The following is a 17,950-nucleotide window of genomic DNA, read 5'->3' as shown; positions in this document are numbered from 1 at the left end:
GTCCGCCGGTGCTGTCAGGATCGCTGCCGTGCGCAGCAGCCCCGACGAGTACGAGGTGTGGCCCGGCCGCCCCGCGCCCCTCGGCGCCCACTGGGACGGCACCGGCACCAACTTCGCGCTGTGGTCGGCGGGCGCGCACGCGGTGGACCTGTGCCTCTTCGACGACGACGGCACCGAGCACCGCCACCGGCTGCGGGAGAACACCCACCAGGTGTGGCACGGCCGGCTGCCCGGCGTCGGGCCCGGGCAGCGCTACGGCTACCGCGTGCACGGCGGCTGGGACCCCGGCGCCGGGCTGCGGCACAACCCCGCCAAGCTGCTGCTGGACCCCTACGCCCGCGCGGTCGACGGCGACCAGTCGCTGCACCCGGCGCTGTTCGGCTTCCGGTACGAGGGCGGCGAGGGGCCCGACCCGCGCGACTCCGCGCCGCACGTGCCGCGCGGGGTCGTCGTGCGCGACTCCTTCCCCTGGGACGGCGACCGCTCCCCCGCCACCCCCTGGTCGGACACGGTCATCTACGAGGTGCACGTCAAGGGCGCCACCGTCCGCCACCCCGACGTCCCGCCGGCCCTGCGCGGCACCTACGCGGGCCTGGCCCACCCCGCCTTCGTCGAGCACCTGCAGTCGCTCGGGGTGACCGCGGTCGAACTGCTCCCGGTGCACCACTTCGTCAGCGAGCCGCACCTGCTGCGCCGCGGCCTGACCAACTACTGGGGCTACAACACGCTGGGCTACTTCGCCCCGCACGCCGCCTACAGCGCCGCTGGCACGGCCGGACAGCAGGTCACCGAGTTCAAGGCGATGGTCAAGACGCTGCACGCCGCGGGCATCGAGGTCATCCTCGACGTGGTCTACAACCACACCGCCGAGGGCGACCACACCGGCCCCACGCTGTCGTTCAAGGGCATCGACAACGGCGGCTACTACCGGTTGCGGGAGGGCGACCCGGCCCGCTACCAGGACTACACCGGCTGCGGGAACACCCTCGACGTCCGCCGTCCCCAGGTGCTCGCGCTGCTCATGGACTCGCTGCGCTACTGGGTGACCGAGATGCACGTCGACGGCTTCCGGTTCGACCTCGCCGCGGCGCTGGCCCGCTCGCTGCACGACGTCGACCGGCTGTCGGCGTTCTTCGACGTCGTCCACCAGGACCCGGTGGTCAGCCAGGTCAAGCTGATCGCCGAGCCGTGGGACGTGGGGCCCGGCGGCTACCAGGTCGGCAACTTCCCGCCGCTGTGGACCGAGTGGAACGGCAAGTACCGCGACACCGTCCGCGACGTGTGGTCCGGCGCGCGGGTGGGGGTGCGCGACCTGGCCTACCGGCTGACCGGCTCGTCGGACCTCTACCGCTCCGACGGCCGCCGGCCCTTCGCCAGCGTCAACTTCGTGACCGCCCACGACGGCTTCCCCCTCGCCGACCTGGTCACCTACGAGCACAAGCGCAACGAGGCCAACGGCGAGGACAACCGGGACGGCGAGAGCCACAACCGGAACTGGAACTGCGGCGTCGAGGGTCCGAGCGACGACCCGGAGGTCGTGGCGCTGCGGGCGCGTCAGGTGCGCAACCACCTGGCCACGCTGCTGCTGTCGACCGGCGTCCCGATGCTGACCGCCGGCGACGAGCTCGGCCGCACCCAGGGCGGCAACAACAACGCCTACTGCCAGGACAACGAGATCTCCTGGCTGGACTGGGACGACGTCGACGAGGACCTGCGCGCGTTCGTCGCCCGGCTGCTGCGGCTGCGCCGCGAGTCCCCCGTCCTGCGGCAGGAGGCGTTCTTCGAGGGCCACGAGGTCCCCGACACCGGCGGGACCCGCGACCTGGCCTGGTTCGCCCCCGGCGGCGCGCAGCTGGACACCGGCGACTGGTTCGACAACGACCTGCAGACGGTCGGCATGTACCTCGACGGCCGCGGCATCCGGCACCGCGACGAGCGCGGCCGGCCGGTGCAGGACGACTCCTACCTCGTCCAGCTGCACGCCGGCGCGGAGCCGGTGACCGTGCACCTGCCCGGCGCCCCGTGGGCCGACGGCTACCAGTTCGTCGTCTCGACCGAGTACCCGACCGGGGCGCCGCCGCGGCCGGCCGTGGTCGCGCCCGGGCCGATCGAGGTGCCGGCGCGCTGCGTCTGGCTGCTGAGGGTCCTCCGCCGGCCCTGACACTGCTGTCCTACCGGACAGCACCGCGGCCAGGTGCCCACCTCCGGCGGCGCTGAGCCGCTGCCGTGTCCCGGTCGGTACGAGGACCCCGTCCTCCCCGCCCCTCGCAGGCTCGGGGCGGTGCCCGGGACGGGGCCGCCGGGTCCCCGCGACCGGTCCACCCCGGCCGCTCGCCGTCCCCCTCGTGCGGCGTCCCGCTCGCCTCTGCGGTGCTGCACGCACGCGAGAGCGGAGGGAACACCGCAAGAGCGCGGCCCCCGGGCACGACCGAGAGCCCCGGTCCGCCGCGGACCGGGGCTCTCGGCGTGGGCCGTTACTCGGGCTGCTGCTCGAAGGTGATGACCGTCCAGCCGAGCAGGAGCCGGTCGCCGTCGGAGAGCGGGTGGGCCACGCCGGGCTCGAGCTGGGTCCACTCGGTGGCCTCGGGGCCGGCGACGTGCGTGCCGTTGAGCGAGCCCAGGTCGACCAGCGACACCTCGCGCCCGTTGCGCTGGATCGCGGCGTGCGCCGAGGAGAGGACGTTCTGGGTGTCGGCGATCGGCACCGGCCGTGCGGAGCCGGCGGTCACCAGCTCGTGGTTGTCCGGACGGCGCCCGAGCACGAGGTCCTCGTCGACGGTCACGACCAGGCCGTCGTCGAAGCGCAGCACCGGGGCGGGCGCGGTCTCGGGCTTCCAGAAGGCGGTGGCCTCGCCCTCGTCGTCCTGCTGCCGGGAGGGGGCGGCGGTCGCGCCGTAGCCGGAGGACCCGGCGCTGCCGAAGCCGGCGTCCGAGCCCGCGGTGAACGACGACGCCGCTGCCGCCTGCGGGGCGGCGGCCGACGACGGGTGCGCGACCGCGGCCAGCTGGAGCATCGCGCCCGAGCCGGGGACGGTGCCCTCGACCAGGTCGTACGCCACGCCCGGCGGCATGCTGGGCACCGGCTGGCCGGGGCCGACGTAGAGGGTCTGCCCGAGCTGGAAGCCGCTGGCGAGGGTGCAGCCGTCGAGGCCCGAGCCGGACACCGGGACACCGTCCACGGCCGGCTGGCCCTTGCCCGACCACAGCGCGACGCCGGTGCCCGAGCCACCCGCGGTGTCGACCAGGACGAGCGCGAAGGACGCCGAGCCCCCGCCGAGCGTGGACACCTGTCCCGCGACCGCGGCGAGCACGCGCTCCGCGCCGGGCCCGGACACCCCCAGGCAGGCGTGCAGCGCGGCGACCAGGGCCGGCGAGCCGGGGGCGTCGACCCACAGCAGACCGCCTCCCCGTCGGGCGACGACGGAGTCTCCTGGCAGTACTTCACAGCGGTCGGGCATGGCGTCAGCCTAGATGCGACTCACCCGGCTGGGTGACCGGTCCTCCCCGCCACGCCGATCACCGGGCGGGCGGGCGGGACCGGTGCGACCGGCGTGGCGGATGAGCCGCACGTGAGCAAGGACCTCCCTGCAGGGAGGTCATCAGGCGCTCGCGACGACCCCCAGCTCCGCGGGGTCCGCCAGGTGCTCCGAGTGCGGCAGCACGCGCACCGTGTACCCGAAGGCGCCGGTGCGCTCCAACGGCAGCGTGGCGGTGAACCAGTGCCGCGACCCGTCGGTGTGCTCGTGGGCCATCGGCAGCGTGGTCACCTCGTGCAGGCCGTCGGCGTCGTCCACCCGCCCGTAGGCGGCCTGCACCTGGACGTCGGACGGCGTGAGCCCCGGCAGCTCCACCTCCGCCCGCAGCGCGAGCGTCGAGCCGATCTCCGGGGTGTCGCCGGCGCCGGTGGCCTCCACGTGGGCGACCCGCACGGTGCTCCAGTGGTCGAGCAACCGCGCGCGCCAGCCGGCCTCGGTGCGGGCCGCGCCGTAGCCGCCCTCGGCCATCGCGCGGGAGGAGCGGGCGGCCGGCACGTACAGCTGCTGCACGTAGTCGCGCACCATCCGGGTGGCCAGCACCTTGGGACCGGTCTCGCGCAGCGTGTGCCGCACCATCTCCACCCACCGGGTCGGGACGCCGTCCCGGTCGGTCTCGTAGAAGCGCGGCAGCACCTGGCTGCTGAGGAGGTCGTAGATCGCCCGGGCCTCGATGTCGTCGCGGCGCTCGGGGTCGGCCACCCCGTCGGCGGTCGGGATGGCCCAGCCGTTCTGGCCGTCGAACCACTCGTCCCACCAACCGTCGCGGATGGAGAGGTTCAGCCCGCCGTTGAGCGCGGCCTTCATGCCGGAGGTGCCGCAGGCCTCCAGCGGACGCAGCGGGTTGTTCAGCCAGACGTCGCAGCCCCAGTAGAGGTAGCGGGCCATGCCGATGTCGTAGCCGGGCAGGAACGCGATCCGGTGCCGGATCCCCGGGTCGTCGGCGAACTTCACCATCTGCTGGATCAGCTGCTTGCCGCCGTCGTCGGCCGGGTGGCTCTTGCCGGCGATGACCAGCTGCACCGGGCGGTCGGGGTCCAGCAGCAGGGCCCGCAGCCGCTCGGGGTCGCGCAGCATCAGGGTCAGCCGCTTGTACGAGGGCACCCGGCGGGCGAAGCCGATGGTGAGGACGTCGGGGTCGAACGCGCTGTCGGTCCACCCGACCTCGGACTCCGCGGCACCGCGGGACAGCGCGGTGTCGCGCAGCCGGCGGCGCACCTCCTCGACCAGCCGGCCGCGCAGCATCCGGCGGGTGCTCCACAGCTCGCCGGCGGGGATCCGGTCGACGCCGTCGAAGTGCACCGGGCCCGCGACGTCGACCGGGTCGCCCTGGCTGGTGGCCTGGGTGCCCATCTCGACCAGCTCCCGCGCGGTCCAGGTCGGGGCGTGCACGCCGTTGGTGATCGAGCTGATCGGCACGTCGCCCTCGTCGAAGCCGGGCCACAGACCGCGGAACATCGACCGGCTGACGTGCCCGTGCAGCCGGCTGACGCCGTTGGCGCGCTGGCCCAGCCGCAGGCCCATGTGCGCCATGTTGAACTTCGAGGGGTCCTCCTCGGCGCCCAGCGGGATCAGCTGGTCCAGGGGGACGCCGAAGCCGGCGAAGTAGCGCTCGATCAGCGCCCGCGGGAAGCGGTCGATGCCGGCCGGCACCGGCGTGTGGGTGGTGAAGACCGTGCCGGAGCGCACCGCCTGCAGCGCCTCGGGGAACGACAGCCCGTGCGACTCGGTGAGCTCGCGGATCCGCTCGATGCCGAGGAAGCCCGCGTGCCCCTCGTTGGCGTGGTAGACCTCGGGCGCTGCCGTCCCGGTGAGCTGGCAGTAGGCCCGCAGCGCCCGCACGCCGCCGATGCCCAGCAGCATCTCCTGGCGCAGCCGGTGGTCCTCGTCGCCGCCGTAGAGCCGGTCGGTGACGCTGCGCTCGGCGGGCGTGTTCTCCTCGATGTCGCTGTCGAGCAGCAGCAGCGAGACCCGGCCGACCTGTGCCCGCCACACGTGGGCGAACAGCGTGCGGCCCTCGGGCAGCGGGACGTTGATGACGACGGCGGTGCCGTCGGGCTGGCGCAGCAGCTTCAGCGGCAGGCCGTGCGGGTCCAGCGACGGGTAGTGCTCCAGCTGCCAGCCGTCGGGCGACAGGCCCTGCTCGAAGTAGCCGGCCCGGTAGAGCAGCCCGACGCCGATCAGCGGGACGCCGAGGTCGGAGGCGGCCTTGAGGTGGTCGCCGGCGAGGATGCCCAGGCCGCCGGAGTACTGCGGCAGCACCTCGGTGATGCCGAACTCCGCGGAGAAGTAGGCGACCGTGGCCGGCGCCTCCTCCCCCAGCGACTGGTACCAGTGCGGCGCCGACAGGTACTCCTCGAGGTCGTCGACGACGTCCTGCAGGCGGCGGACGAACCGCCGGTCCCGGGCGAGGGTGGCCAGCCGCTCGGCGGAGACCTCGCCGAGCACCTGCACTGGGTCGCCGTTGCAGGTCCGCCACAGCTCCGGGTCCAGGGCCTCGAAGAGGTCACGGGTCTCGGCGTGCCACGACCAGCGGAGGTTCGTGACCAGTTGGGAGAGCGGCACCAGCTCCTCGGGGAGCGATGCCCGGACGGTGAACCGGCGGAGTGCACGCACGGAGCGAGCCTATCCACGGACCGGGTTCCGAGCCGCCGCAGCGGCGCAGCGCCCGACGCGCCAGGATGAGCCATGGCCAGCCGACGCCCCGGTCACCCGCCCGTCCCACCCGTCGCCCACCCCGAACGCCAGGCGACCGCAGCCGATGTGCTCACCGGACGCGCCCTCGATAGCGTGGCCGGGATGACTGGCCGCGCTGACCTCCGCCTCGGCATCACCGATGTCGCCCCCGTCGTGTCCTGCGGCGCGTTCTCCGGCCGCGCCGTGGTCGGTGAGCACCTGCCCATCACCGCCACCGTCTTCCGCGAGGGCCACGACGCCGTCGCCGCGGACGTCGTGTGGACGGCCCCGGACGGCACCCGCGGACCGTTCAACCGCATGGAGCGCTTCGGCGACCAACCCGACCGCTGGCTGACCACCGTCGTCCCCGACCGCGAGGGCCGGTGGACCTACCGGGTCGAGGCCTGGAGCGACCCGCTGGCCACCTGGCACCACGCTGTCGAGGTCAAGATGGCCGCCGGCCAGGGCGCCGAGGAGCTCGCCAACGACCTGGAGGAGGGCGCCCGGCTGCTCGACCGGGTCGCCGCCGAGGCCGACGGCGAGTGGCAGCAGCGGGTGGCCGCCGCCGCCGCCGCGCTGCGCGACACCTCCCGCGAGCTGCCCGCCCGGGTCGCCCCCGCGCTGGCCGAGACGCTGCAGCGCCACCTGCACGACCACCCGGTGCGCGAGCTGGTCACGCCCGGGCCGGAGTACGAGGTGTGGGTCGACCGGCCCCGCGCACTGTTCGGCTCCTGGTACGAGTTCTTCCCCCGCTCCACCGGCCCCGTCGTCGACGGCAGGCCGACCCACGGCACCTTCGCCACCTCGGCCGAGCGGCTGCCGGCCATCGCCGACATGGGCTTCGACGTCGTCTACCTGCCGCCGATCCACCCGATCGGCACGGTGAACCGCAAGGGCCCGAACTCCGCGCAGTACCCCGGCGGCAACCCCCACGAGGTCGGGCCCGACGACCCGGGCTCGCCCTGGGCCATCGGCAGCGCCGAGGGCGGGCACGACGCCGTCCACCCGCAGCTGGGCACGATGGCGGACTTCCGCGCCTTCGTCGAGCGCACCCGCGAGCTCGGCATGGAGGTGGCGCTGGACTTCGCGCTGCAGGCCGCGCCCGACCACCCCTGGGTCAAGGAGCACCCGGAGTGGTTCACCACCAAGCCCGACGGGACGATCGCCTACGCGGAGAACCCGCCGAAGAAGTACCAGGACATCTACCCGATCAACTTCGACAACGACCCCGAGGGCATCTACGCCGAGTGCCTGCGGGTCATCCGGGTGTGGATCGACGCCGGGGTGCGGATCTTCCGCGTGGACAACCCGCACACCAAGCCGCTGAACTTCTGGCACTGGCTCATCTGGACGGTCAAGGAGACCGACCCCGACGTGCTCTTCCTGGCCGAGGCCTTCACCCGGCCGGCGATGATGCACCAGCTCGCGCGGATCGGGTACACGCAGTCCTACACGTACTTCACGTGGCGCACCGAGCGCGGCGAGCTCGAGGAGTACGGCCGCGAGCTGGCCGCCTGCAGCCACTACATGCGGCCGAACTTCTTCGTGAACACCCCGGACATCCTGCACGCGTCGCTGCAGCTCGGCGGCCCGCCGATGTTCCGGATCCGCGCCGTCCTGGCGGCGATGATGAGCCCGACGTGGGGGGTCTACTCGGGCTTCGAGCTCTTCGAGCACGTCGCGGTGCGCCCCGGCAGCGAGGAGTACCTCGACAGCGAGAAGTACCAGCTGCGACCGCGTGACTGGGCCGCCGCCGAGTCCTCCGGGCGCAGCCTCGTGCCCTACCTGCGCCGGCTCAACGAGATCCGCCGCGCCCACCCGGCCCTGCAGCAGCTGCGCACGCTGCGGTTCCACTCCGTGGACAACCCGAACCTCATCTGCTTCACCAAGACCGACCCCGGCTCGCAGGACGCCGTCCTCGTGGTGGTGAACCTCTCCAGCCACCACACCCAGATCGGGACGACGTCGCTCGACCTGCCGGCGATCGGCCTGGACTGGCACGAGCGGTTCACCGTGACCGACGAGCTGACCGGCGACAGCTGGGACTGGGGCCAGTTCAACTACGTCGAGCTCGACCCCTACCGGGAGCCGGCGCACGTCTTCTCGATCACCTATCCCCGGCAGGTCCAGGTACCGCCGCCGGTGTCCTGAACCGCTCCCACCCGCTCCCCTGCAGAACCGAGGGCGACTTCCTGCGATGACCGTTCCCGACCTCCCCGCCAGCCGCCCCGAGGCGCCGGCGTCGGCGCTGCCGACACCCGGCACCGACCCCGAGTGGTACAAGCGCGCCCTCTTCTACGAGGTGCTCGTCCGCGGCTTCGCCGACAGCAACGCCGACGGCGTGGGCGACCTGCGCGGCATGATCGACAAGCTCGACTACCTGCAGTGGCTCGGCGTCGACTGCCTGTGGCTGCCGCCGTTCTTCGCCTCCCCGCTGCGCGACGGTGGCTACGACGTCAGCGACTACACCGCCGTGCTGCCCGAGTTCGGCGACATCGAGGACTTCACCGAGTTCCTCGGCGCGGCCCACGCCCGGGGCATCCGCGTGATCATCGACTTCGTCATGAACCACACCTCGGACCAGCACCCCTGGTTCCAGGCCAGCCGCAGCGACCCCGACGGCCCCTACGGCGACTTCTACGTCTGGAGCGACGACGACACCCGGTACGCCGACGCGCGGATCATCTTCGTCGACACCGAGAGCTCGAACTGGACCTTCGACCCGGTGCGCAAGCAGTACTTCTGGCACCGGTTCTTCTCCCACCAGCCCGACCTCAACTTCGAGAACCCGCGGGTGCAGGAGGCGATCATCGACGCCCTGCGCTTCTGGCTGGACCTGGGCATCGACGGCTTCCGGCTCGACGCCGTCCCCTACCTCTACGAGGAGGAGGGGACCAACTGCGAGAACCTGCCCAAGACCCACGAGTTCCTCAAGCACGTCCGCAAGGTGGTCGACGCCGACTACCCCGACCGGGTGCTGCTGTGCGAGGCCAACCAGTGGCCGGCCGACGTCGTCGAGTACTTCGGCGAGGACGGCGACGAGTGCCAGATGGCCTTCCACTTCCCGGTGATGCCGCGCCTGTTCATGGCCGTCCGCCGGGAGCAGCGGTTCCCCATCTCGGAGATCATGGCCCAGACGCCGGCCATCCCGGACAACTGCCAGTGGGGCATCTTCCTGCGCAACCACGACGAGCTGACCCTGGAGATGGTCACCGACGAGGAGCGCGACTACATGTGGGCGGAGTACGCCAAGGACCCCCGCATGAAGGCCAACATCGGTATCCGCCGCCGGCTGGCGCCGCTGCTGGACAACGACATGGACACCCTCGAGCTGTTCAACGCGCTGCTGCTCTCGCTGCCCGGCTCACCGGTCCTCTACTACGGCGACGAGATCGCCATGGGCGACAACATCTGGCTCGGTGACCGCGACGGCGTCCGCACCCCGATGCAGTGGACGCCGGACCGGAACGGCGGCTTCTCCACCGCCGACCCGCAGCGGATGAACCTGCCGCTGAACCAGGACCCGGTCTACGGCTACCAGGTCACCAACGTCGAGTCCCAGCTGCGCAACACCAACTCGATGCTGCACTGGCTGCGGCAGATGATCCACGTGCGCAAGCAGCACCCCACCTTCGGGCTGGGCACCTTCGCCGAGATCGGCTCGCGCAACCCGACCGTGCTGTCCTTCGTCCGCGAGTTCGGCGACGACGTGGTGCTCTGCGTGAACAACCTCTCCCGGTTCCCTCAGCCGGTGGAGCTGGACCTGCGCCGCTTCGAGGGCTACACGCCCATCGAGCTGACCGGCCGGGTGGAGTTCCCGCAGATCGGCGTCCTGCCGTACATGCTGACCCTGTCCGGCCACGGCTTCTACTGGTTCGAGCTGGCCAAGCCGGCCGAGCCGGTCGAGGAGCCGGCCGAGACCGACGACACCTCGGTCGCCGACGCCCTGCTGGCCGCGGGCCTCGTCGGCAGCGGGGACGAACCGCCCCCGGGCGGCACGGCCGACACGGGAGGACCCCGATGACCGCCCTGACCGGACTCCTCCGGGACTGGATGCCGTCTCAGCGCTGGTTCGGCGGCAAGGGGCGGGAGTGGGCCGACGTCGCGGAGGAGAGCTTCTTCCTCGACCGCTCCCACCCCGTGCTGTCGATCCACCGGGTGACGGTCACCTACGCCGACGGCGCCACCGAGACGTACCTGGTGCCGTTGTCCTGGCGCGACCACCCCGTGGAGGACCTCGCCTCGGCCCTCGTCGGCACCGTCCCGCACGAGAACGGCGAGAACTACGCCTACGACGCCATGCGCGACCGCGAGGCGACCGCCACCTGGCTCACCCACCTCGCCGAGGGCGCGACGGTGGGCCCCATGCGCTTCGTCCCGGGTGAGGGCGCCGAGATCCCGGCCGGGCTCCCGGGCGACATCGTCTCCACCGAGCAGAGCAACACCTCCCTGGTGTACGGGCAGGAGGCGATCCTCAAGCTGTTCCGCCGGCTCGAGCCCGGCCTCAACCCGGACGTCGAGATCCACAGCGCCCTGCGCCGGACCGACAACCAGCACATCGCACCGCTGCTCGGCCACGCCGAGATCGACCACGACCGGGACGCGGACACCCCGCCGGCCACGGTGTTGATGCTGCAGACGTTCGTGCCCAACGCCAGCGACGGCTGGCGGCTGGCCACCGCCAGCGTCCGTGACCTCTACGCCGAGGGCGACCTGCACGCCGACGAGGTGGGTGGCGACTTCGCCGCCGACAGCGAGCGGCTCGGCGCGGCCACGGCCTCGGTGCACGCCGACATGGCGAAGGTGCTGCCGACCGAGGACGCCGACCCTGCCTGGTTCGCCACGGTCGCCCGGCAGATGAACGAGCGGCTCGACGCCGCCATCGAGGTGGTCCCGCAGCTGGCCGAGCACGCCGACGGGTTGCGCGCGGTCTACGCCGCCGTGGCCGACAACCCCGAGCCCGTCGTCCGCCAGCGGGTCCACGGCGACCTGCACCTGGGCCAGGTGCTGCGCACCGCCACCGGGTGGATCGTCCTCGACTTCGAGGGTGAGCCCGCCCGCCCGCTGGCCGCGCGCCGGGAGCTGGACAGCCCGATGCGGGACGTGGCGGGGATGCTGCGCAGCTTCGACTACGCCGCCCGGCACATGCTCGTCGAGCAGCCGGGTGATCAACAGCGCGCCTACCGCGCCCAGGAGTGGGCAGAGCGCAACCGGAGCGCGTTCTGCGCGGGCTACGCGGCCGCGAGCGGGATGGACGCCTGCGGCAACAGCCCGTTGTTGCGGGCGTTCGAGGCGGACAAGGCCGTCTACGAGTGCGTCTACGAGGCGCGCAACCGCCCGCACTGGCTGATGATCCCGCTGCACTCCCTGTCCCGGCTCACCGCCACGGGCCAGCGCGGTTGAGCACGACCACAGACACACGTACCGAAGAGGACGGCGAGCGATGACATCCCCGGACGAGACCGAGCGCACCACCGACTCCCCCCTGACCGGCGGGCGGCCGCCCGCGTCGCGGGAGGAGTTGCAGGCCGTCGTCGAGGAGAGGACCGCCCGGGCCGAGGCGGCCGAGGACGGGCCGATCGTCAACGCCGCGCCGGCGCGCAAGCGGGCCGCGGCGAAGAAGGCGCCCGCTGAGAAGAAGGCGGCTGCCAAGAAGGCCACCGCTGCCGCGGGCACGGCGGCGAAGAAGACGACGGCCCGGAAGACGGCCGCCGCGGCGACCGACGGCGAGGCGCCCGCCAAGAAGGCGACCAAGCGCGCGCCGCGCAAGAAGGCGGCCCAGGGCGACGTCGTGGTCGAGCAGGGCGGCACCGCCACCCCGGTGGTCGCCCCGGCGCCGATCGCCGAGCCGGGCAGCCCGAGCGGCGCTCCGGCCGGCCAGCCGGAGCCGCCGAGCCCGGACCCGGCGGAGCCGAGCACCCCGCAGGCGCCGGACGAGACGCCCGCCGAGACGACGCCCGCCCAGAGCACGCCCGCCGAGACGAGGCCCGCCGAGACCGTGCCCGCCGAGACCGTGCCCGCCGAGGACACCGCAGGCGGGACCACGCCCTCCGCGGACGCGGCGGGCGGCAGCGGCTCGCAGGTCGCGGCGGCGACCGTCCCCGAGGGGCAGGCCCCCGCCGAGGAGGGCGTGGCCCAGCAGGAGGCGCCCGCCGAGGTCAGCGAGGAGCAGCTGCGCGCCGTCGTCGAGGGCTGGTCCTACGCCCCGCACAGCGTGCTGGGCGCGCACCCCGCCAGCGACGGCTGGGTGGTCCGCACGCTGCGCCCGGACGCGGCCGCGGTCACGGTCGTGGGCGAGGACGGCTCCCGCCACGACGCCCGCCGGCTGCACGACGGCGGCATCTTCGAGGCCCACCTGCCGAGGCAGCCCGGGGACTACCGGGTCGAGGTGGCCTACGGCGACGGCGAGGGCGGCACCAACACCTTCGTCGTCGACGACCCGTACCGCTGGCTGCCCACGGTCGGCGAGCTCGACCAGCACCTCATCCGCGAGGGCCGCCACGAGCGGCTGTGGGAGGTCCTGGGCGCGCACGTGCGGCGCTACGACACCCCCCGCGGGCAGGTCGAGGGCGTCTCCTTCGCCGTCTGGGCACCCAACGCCCAGGGCGTGCGCGTCACCGGCGACTTCGACTACTGGGAGGCCCGCGCCTACCCGATGCGGTCGCTGGGCTCCTCGGGCGTCTGGGAGATCTTCATCCCCGGCGTCCCCGTGGGCACGAAGTACCGCTACCACGTGCTCGGCCGCGACGGCGTCTGGCGGCACAAGTCCGACCCGCTGGCCTTCGAGACCGAGGTCCCGCCGCTCAACGCCTCGGTGGTCACCGAGTCCACCCACGAGTGGACCGACGAGCGGTGGCTGGCCGACCGCGCGCAGGGCGACTGGCACCAGCGCCCGATGAGCATCTACGAGGTGCACATCGGCTCCTGGCGGCAGGGGCTGTCCTACCGCGAGCTCGCCGACGAACTGGTCGACTACGTCGTCGAGCACGGGTTCACCCACATCGAGTTCATGCCGGTCGCCGAGCACCCCTTCGGGGGCTCCTGGGGGTACCAGGTCACCTCCTACTACGCCCCGACGTCCCGGTACGGCAGTCCCGACGACTTCCGCTACCTGGTCGACCGCGCGCACCAGGCCGGCATCGGCGTCATCGTCGACTGGGTCCCGGCGCACTTCCCCAAGGACGACTGGGCGCTGGCCCGCTTCGACGGCACCGCGCTGTACGAGCACGGCGACCCGCGCCGCGGCGAGCAGCTGGACTGGGGCACCTACGTCTTCGACTTCGGCCGCTCCGAGGTCCGCAACTTCCTCGTCGCCAACGCGCTGTACTGGTGCAAGGAGTTCCACGTCGACGGCATCCGCGTCGACGCGGTCGCCTCGATGCTCTACCTGGACTACTCGCGCGACGACTGGGTGCCCAACGTGCACGGCGGCCGGGAGAACCTGGAGGCGATGGCGTTCCTGCAGGAGATGAACGCCACCGTGTACCGCGAGGTCCCCGGCGTGGTCACCATCGCCGAGGAGTCGACCGCGTGGCCCGGCGTCACCCGGCCCACCCACCTCGGCGGCCTCGGCTTCGGCTTCAAGTGGAACATGGGCTGGATGCACGACTCCCTGGCGTACATGTCCAAGGAGCCGGTGCACCGCAGCTACCACCACGGCCAGCTGACGTTCTCGATGATCTACGCCTACTCCGAGAACTACGTGCTGCCGATCAGCCACGACGAGGTCGTCTACGGCAAGGGCTCGCTGCTGCGGAAGATGCCCGGCGACCGGTGGCAGCAGCTGGCCAACCTGCGGGCCTACCTGGCCTACATGTGGGCCCATCCCGGCAAGCAGCTGCTGTTCATGGGCTCGGAGTTCGCCCAGGACGCCGAGTGGGCCGAGAGCCACTCGCTGGACTGGTGGCACCTCGAGGACCCCGCGCACCGCGGCGTCCAGCAGCTGGTGACCGACCTCAACGCCCGGTACAAGGAGACCGCCGCGCTGTGGTCCCAGGACGTCGACCCGGCCGGCTTCCAGTGGATCGACGCCAACGACGCCGCGGGCAACGTGCTGTCGTTCCTGCGCTACGGCCGCCCGGAGGCCGCCGGCAACGGGTCGGACGGCGCCGATGCGGGGGGTCAGGCGCTGGCCTGCGTCGCCAACTTCGCGGGCAACCCGCACCACGGCTACCGCATCGGGCTGCCCCGGCCCGGCTACTGGCGCGAGGTGCTCAACACCGACGCCGAGGGCTACGGCGGCTCCGGCGTCGGGAACATGGGCGGCATCGAGGCCGTCGAGGAGCCGTGGCACGGTCAGCCCTGCTCGGCGACCCTCGCCGTCCCGCCGCTGGGCACCGTCTGGTTCGTGCACGGGTAGCAGGACCCCCCTGCCCCCGCCACTCGATGGAGGACCCCGTCCGGAGCCTCACCCCTCGCAAGCTCGGGGTGAGGCTCCGGACGGGGCCTGCGGGGCCCGGCACGGGGGCCGGCCTCCGGCGCTGCAGCTCCGGGGGCAATCGCTCCGTCTCGATGGGACGATCCGAGGGACATGCCTGCCTCCTCCCTGCGCCGGGGGGGGGGGGGGGGGGGGGGGGGGGGGGGGGGGGGGGGGGGGGGGGGGGGGGGGGGGGGGGGGGGGGGGGGCGGGGGGCGGGGGGGGGGGCCGCCGGGCCCGGGGCCGCCCCCCCCCCCCCGCCCCCCCCCCCCCCCCCCCCCCCCCCCCCCCCCCCCCCCCCCCCCCCCCCCCCCCCCCCCCCCCCCCCCCCCCCCGCTGCTGCCGGTCTCCGGCTGCTCGGTCGTCGTCGCCGGCCTGCCGAGCGCGGCCCGGCCCCCGGCCTCCGACATCCCCTCCGCCGACCTGCAGGTCGTCGGCGCCACCGACGGGCCGATCGACACCCTGGCGCGCAACGCGCTGGCCGACCTCGAGACGTACTGGGCCGAGCAGTTCCCCGACGTGTTCGGGCAGGACCTGGCACCGCTGCAGGGCGGCTACTTCAGCGTCGACCCGAACGACATCGACCCCGGCGCGTTCCCGCAGGGCATCGGCTGCGGCTCCGACCCCCGCGACGTCGAGGGCAACGCCTTCTACTGCCAGGCCCCGGACGCGCCGAACTCCGACTCGATCAGCTACGACCGCGCGTTCCTGCAGGAGCTGGCCGAGCAGTACGGCCGGTTCATCCCGGCGCTGGTGATGGCCCACGAGTTCGGCCACGCGGTGCAGGGCCGGGTCGGCTACCCCGACTTCTCCATCTCGGTGGAGACCCAGGCCGACTGCTTCGCCGGCGCCTGGACGGGGTGGGTGGCCGACGGGCAGGCCGAGCACTCGCAGATCCGCGCGCCCGAGCTCGACGAGGTGCTGCGCGGCTACCTGCTGCTGCGCGACCCGGTGGGCACCAGCATCACCACCGAGGCCGCGCACGGGTCCTACTTCGACCGCATCTCGGCGTTCCAGGAGGGCTTCGACGCCGGCCCCACCGCCTGCCGGGACAACTTCTCCGCCGAGCGGCCCTACACCCAGAGTGCCTTCACGTCGCGGTCCGACGCCGCGAGCGGCGGGAACGCCCCCTTCGAGCTGGCTCAGCAGTACGCCGCCAGCGCCCTGCCCGAGTTCTGGGGCCTCGCGTTCGACCGGACCTTCGGGGAGACCTTCACCCCGCCGGACCTCGAGCCGTTCACCGGCAGCGCGCCGGAATGCGCGGGGGACGACCTCGAGCTGGTCTTCTGCGCCGACGAGGACCTGGTCGGTTACGACGAGCGGGACCTCGCCGCCCCGGCCTACGAGATCGGCGACTACGCGGTGATCACCGCCGCCGCCCTGCCCTACGCCCAGTCCGCCCGGGAGCAGCTGGGGCTGTCCACCGGTGACGAGGACGCGGTCCGCTCGTCGGTCTGCCTCACCGGCTGGTTCTCCGCGGTCTTCACGCAGACCCCGCTCGGCGGTGTGGAGATCTCGCCCGGCGACGTGGACGAGAGCGTGCAGTTCCTGCTCGAGTTCGGCACCGACCCCGCGGTCGTGCCCGAGGTCGCGCTGACCGGCTTCCAGCTGGTCGACCTGTTCCGCAACGGCTTCTTCGAGGGCCCCAGCGCCTGCGACGTCGGCGTCTGAAGAAGGACCCCCTGCCCCCCACTCGCAAGCTCGCGGCGGGGGCCCTGCAGGGGGCCAGGGATCCTCCTCAGTAGAGCGCGAGGGTGAGCTGGCGGCGGGCCGTGGCGACCCGCGGGTCCTGGTCGCCGACGACGCCGAAGAGCTCCACGAGGTGCCGGCGGGCCTGGTCCCGGTCGTCCCCGGCGGTCCGGCGGACGACGTCCAGCAGCCGCTCGAAGGCGCCCTCGACGTCGCCGGTGCCGAGCAGGAAGTCCGCGGCTCGTGCCTGCGCGGCGACGTCGTCCGGAGCGGCGTCGGCGGCGGCGAGCGCGTCGGGGCCCGCTTCGTCCGCGCGCCGGAACAGCTGCACCTGGCGCAGGGCCAGGCCCGCGACGGGGTGGTCGGGCTCGGCGTCGAGGATCGCCTGGTAGGCGGCCTCGGCAGCGGTCAGGTCACCGCGCTCCAGGGCGGCCTCGGCGGCGTCCAGCCGGGGGTCCTCGGCCTCGCCGGGCTCGGCCTCGTCCGCACCCGGGACGGCGCCGCCGGTGGTGGCCCGCACCAGCTCGGTGACGAACTGCCGCGCCTGCTCCTCCGGGATCGCCCCGGTGAACTCGGCGACGAGCTGGCCCTGCCAGACCGCCTTCACCGCGGGGATCCCCTGGACCCGCAGGCCCTGGGCCAGCGCCGGGTTGGCGTCGACGTCGACCTTGGCCAGCACCCACGAGCCGCCGCCCTCCGCGGCCAGCCGCTCGAGCACCGGGGAGAGCTGCTTGCACGGCCCGCACCACTCGGCCCACAGGTCCAGCACGACCGGCACCTGGAACGAGCGGTCGAGCACCTCGGCCTGGAACGTCGCCTCGGTGACGTCGACGACGGCGGCCCCCGGCGCACCGGCGGGCGCGGCGGCGCCGGGCGGCGGTGCGGCCTGGGCCCGGGCCGCCGCCTCGGAGCGGGCCTTGACGGCGGCGAGGTCGACCGCGCCGGCGAGGGAGGCGGCCAGCTGGGCCTGCTGGGCCTGCGCGCGCGGGTCGGGGCGTCCGGGGCGGGTGGGCTGCATGGCCTCGATCATCCCATCGCCGCGGGGGTGGTGTCGGGGGTGCCGGAGCTCAGCGCGCGGACCCGTCGTCCGCCACGTCGCCGGCGCCCCGGCGGACCCGCTCGAGGATGGCGAACAGCGTCTCGAGCTCGTCGTCCGGGACGTCGCCCAGGCCGAAGTCCAGCGCGGTCAGCGCGGCGGTCGCCTCCTCGACGACGGCCCGCCCGCGGTCGGTGATCGCCGCGAGCACGCCCCGCCCGTCGGCGGGGTTGGGCCGGCGGTCGACGTAGCCGGCGGCCACCAGCCGGTCGATGGCGTTGGTGACGCTGGTCGGGTGCACCATCAGCCGGCTGCCGATCACCTTCAGGGGCAGCTCGCCGGTGCGGCTGAAGGTGAGCAGGACCAGCACCTCGTAGCGGGCGAAGGTCAGCGCGTGCGGCCGCAGTGCCTCGTCGAACCGGGCGAGCAGGATCTGCTGCACCCGGAAGACCGACGTCGCGGCCCGCATCGCCGCGGCCGGGCCGAAGCGCTGCTCCCAGGACTCGCCGGCGCGCGCGATGGGATCGAACGGCAACCCCAGCGGACGGACCATGGCTGAACAGGTTACGGCTGCCCATCCCGGCCGTTCCGACTGGCGAG

Annotated in this window: 10 protein-coding genes; 6 read left to right on the top strand and 4 right to left on the bottom strand. The window is 73.6% G+C overall.

The features are described 5' to 3' along the window. Positions 1–28: 28 nt before the first annotated feature. Positions 29–2,161 carry a glycogen debranching protein GlgX gene (gene glgX / locus ACI78Z_RS11100; protein ID WP_457036589.1) on the top strand — a complete coding sequence of 711 codons (2,133 nt, stop codon included), beginning with the start codon at positions 29–31 and terminating at the stop codon, positions 2,159–2,161. A 313-nt stretch (positions 2,162–2,474) separates the two neighbouring features. On the opposite strand, the gene ACI78Z_RS11095 is transcribed toward glgX, so the two are convergent. Further along, entirely contained in the window at positions 2,475–3,458 is a 984-nt protein-coding gene (locus ACI78Z_RS11095) for an FHA domain-containing protein (protein ID WP_457036588.1), read from the bottom strand. Positions 3,459–3,599: 141 nt separating this feature from the next. After that, a complete protein-coding gene (gene glgP / locus ACI78Z_RS11090; protein ID WP_457036587.1) occupies positions 3,600–6,149 on the bottom strand; it encodes an alpha-glucan family phosphorylase in 2,550 nt (849 codons plus the stop codon). Positions 6,150–6,332: 183 nt separating this feature from the next. Here glgP and ACI78Z_RS11085 point away from each other — a divergent pair, with 183 nt between their 5' ends. From ACI78Z_RS11085 to ACI78Z_RS11065, 5 genes are all read left to right on the top strand, one after another. Further along, positions 6,333–8,360, top strand: a complete 2,028-nt coding sequence (locus tag ACI78Z_RS11085) for an alpha-1,4-glucan--maltose-1-phosphate maltosyltransferase (RefSeq protein ID WP_457036586.1) — start codon at positions 6,333–6,335, stop codon at positions 8,358–8,360. 46 nt (positions 8,361–8,406) lie between these two features. Then, positions 8,407–10,233: a maltose alpha-D-glucosyltransferase gene (treS, locus tag ACI78Z_RS11080; protein ID WP_457036585.1), complete on the top strand. Its 1,827-nt coding sequence runs from the start codon at positions 8,407–8,409 to the stop codon at positions 10,231–10,233. Continuing rightward, on the top strand, positions 10,230–11,612 hold the full coding sequence (locus ACI78Z_RS11075; RefSeq protein WP_457036584.1) for a maltokinase N-terminal cap-like domain-containing protein: 1,383 nt from the start codon (positions 10,230–10,232) through the stop codon (positions 11,610–11,612). The genes treS and ACI78Z_RS11075 overlap by 4 nt, the downstream gene beginning before the upstream one ends. A gap of 40 nt (positions 11,613–11,652) precedes the next feature. Further along, the gene (gene glgB / locus ACI78Z_RS11070; RefSeq protein WP_457036583.1) at positions 11,653–14,568 is read left to right on the top strand and encodes a 1,4-alpha-glucan branching protein GlgB; all 2,916 of its coding nucleotides are present in this window, start codon (positions 11,653–11,655) and stop codon (positions 14,566–14,568) included. 576 nt (positions 14,569–15,144) lie between these two features. Beyond that, entirely contained in the window at positions 15,145–16,296 is a 1,152-nt protein-coding gene (locus ACI78Z_RS11065; protein ID WP_457036582.1) for a neutral zinc metallopeptidase, read from the top strand. Between the two features lie 67 nt (positions 16,297–16,363). Here ACI78Z_RS11065 and ACI78Z_RS11060 read toward each other — a convergent pair whose 3' ends face one another. Then, the gene (locus tag ACI78Z_RS11060; protein ID WP_457036581.1) at positions 16,364–17,332 is read right to left on the bottom strand and encodes a tetratricopeptide repeat protein; all 969 of its coding nucleotides are present in this window, start codon (positions 17,330–17,332) and stop codon (positions 16,364–16,366) included. 49 nt (positions 17,333–17,381) lie between these two features. Then, positions 17,382–17,903 (bottom strand): MarR family winged helix-turn-helix transcriptional regulator, encoded by a 522-nt coding sequence (locus ACI78Z_RS11055; RefSeq protein ID WP_457036580.1) that lies wholly within the window; start codon positions 17,901–17,903, stop codon positions 17,382–17,384. Between the last annotated feature and the right edge of the window lie 47 nt (positions 17,904–17,950).

This window comes from Geodermatophilus sp. SYSU D01176 (genome assembly GCF_054050015.1).
The sequence above is the reverse complement of the archived record's forward strand: the minus strand, read 5'-3'. Positions and strand labels throughout refer to the sequence as shown.